Raw genomic sequence first — 2,528 nt, forward strand, 5'->3', positions numbered from 1 at the left:
GTAGGGTAAGAACCCGGCGCCTTAAGACCTCTCGGTCTTAGGTTTCCGAGAACTCCCCCCCGAACCGTACGTACCCCTCTCAAGGTATACGGCTCTCCATCTTTTCAGTCTAGCTTCCCATTATGCAGGTCACGATGACACTTTCGACAAAGTACCATCGTTTTACGACTTCTTGCTATCATCTGTCTTTCCCATTTCTTTTTCCCTTTAAGGTTCTTTAACTTTCGAACATGGTGAACTTCCATTGAGCCTTCTTCAGCCTTACACCATTCACATTGATTAGCCATCAACCTTTGGATAAGCGATGTTCGGGATTGGTATGATACTTCCGAAGGAAGTTTTTCTATATCCTTTTTAGTTATAGGAGCTTTATTCCTACGAAATCCCTTATCATAAAGCACTTCCGTTTTCTTACCGGACTTTGTCATATAACTGACTTGGAATATTCCGTTCACCATAAATTTTTGTTTAGCTTTACCTAAGGTAGTACGGTACTTATTTGCTAAGGTTTTGTACATAGAATATTCAAGGAGATACTTATAACTGTTTAGATGGCACACATTAACTGCCAGTTGGTAATATTGATAGGTTCCACGTATCTGGGCGTTATAGTTTCTTAAAATCTCAAGAGGAACCAATTTAATTAACTCTGGACGGTGCATTGGTTTCCATTGACCTGTCTTTTGGTTGACCTTTATTACCCCTTTTTTAAACAGGCGACTATAAACAAGATCAGTAGGCATATATAGTTCACATTTTAACGAGAATGCTCTTGTTTTTATTCCATCGCTTCGTCGTTTAGAGTGGAAATCTCGCAAAACTTTAACGTCATATCCTAAAAATCGAGCCTTATGCCTCGTATTTGTTATAAGTGTTTTCTCCTCGGATAATGTTAGCTTAAGTTCCGATTTCAAGAAATTAGCAATGTCTTTTTTTACCTTGTACGCATCTTCCTTGCTTCCAATAACTCCAATGAGAAAGTCATCTGCATATCTAACATATTGAATTCGTTTATAATTCTCATCCATCGGATATCGTTGAGGAATACGTTCTCTTTCAGCTAACAATTCATGTACCTTATTGGTTAATTCTTTTTCCCGTACTTCATCTATTTCCTTGGATTCCCTTAGTTCTTTCTTAACCCTGTTTATTTGATGTTGTATTTTAGAATAAGCTGGGTTTATCCTTCTAACTTTTCCTACATCAAAAGTTGACTTATACCGATTTATAAAATTATCTAACTCATTTAGATAAATATTTGCTAGTAAAGGGCTAAGAATACCACCTTGTGGTGCACCACTAAACGTTTTATGAAACTTCCATTCCTCTAAATATCCGGCTCTAAGGAACTTCCATATAAGCGAAATAAATTGTTCATCATCTATCCTCTTCCTTAGTGTATAGATAAGGATATGATGATTAATATTGTCGAAAAAACCTTCGATATCACCTTCAATGAACCATCTACTCCCAGTAAAGGTTCCTTTGACCTGAATTAGTGCTGTATGGCAACTTTTTTCAGGGCGAAAGCCATGAGAGAACTTACTAAATGTTGGTTCATAGATGGATTGTAATAGGTTTTTGATGACTTCTTGAACTAACTTATCTTCTACGGAAGGTATGCCCAACGGACGTTTTTTTCCATTTTTCTTTGGAATATAAACTCTTCTTACTGGTTTTGGTTGGTAAGAATAATCTCGTAACTTATCAATTAGTGCTGAGATTCTTTCTGTAGACATTCCGTCAATGGTCTTTCCATCTGTTCCAGCAGTCATGTTTCCTTCGCTGGCGTATATATTTTGATAGGCATCAAGGAAAAATAATGGGTTATACAGATTCCGATATAATTTTTTGTATTTATATCCTGCTTTGTTACTGTGAGATGCTAGATTTCCTAATACGATTTTTGGGCTTCGCAAGAGCCTCACGCCCCTTCCCAATTTAATATTAGTCGAAAAGACTGTTCTCCTTTGCCTTGTACGAGGCTTTCCCTCGCTCTGACTACTACGAGAACTCCGTTACCATATTGGATTTTCATGAGCCACATACCTTGCTTTTTACACTTGGTATCATCCTCAATAGCCTCCTTACGAGGCGTTCCAAGTTAGGTAATCCCCATTTAGTACATATAGAAACTAGACTAATTATGATGTCGGATGCCACTTTCGTCCGTTACTTGTTATCCAAGTTAGCCAGTCTTTGGTCTGCCATACGTATCACATATGTTCAATGGAAACTTTGGCAATATTTCCATTCTTGACTGCGAAGCGCTTCAATGACCCTTCACTTCGGGCGACGATACTCCACTTTGGACTATGGTTCACGCAGTTTAGCATTCATCCTTATTCATAACATTTTTTACCTTGCCCCTCAGTCGTACCTAGGTCATTTTGGTAACTTAGGGCTTTCCTTGCATGCTCTGGTCCCCTCCGGGTTTCCCCTTGTGGGTAAGCAAGGTGGTAAATGGGTTAAGCGCAGACTCCCATCTCTTGTCTAAGGAGATTCTCTATATGCCCGTATGGGCGCAC

General features: G+C 38.7%; 1 protein-coding gene. It reads right to left on the minus strand.

Annotated elements, in window-relative coordinates:
• Positions 1 to 104 precede the first annotated feature (104 nt).
• A complete protein-coding gene (locus AC3WJG_RS26640; protein ID WP_492588925.1) occupies positions 105 to 1,919 on the minus strand; it encodes a reverse transcriptase/maturase family protein in 1,815 nt (604 codons plus the stop codon).
• Between the last annotated feature and the right edge of the window lie 609 nt (positions 1,920 to 2,528).

Source organism: Priestia sp. FW507-14D1A, from assembly GCF_058781295.1.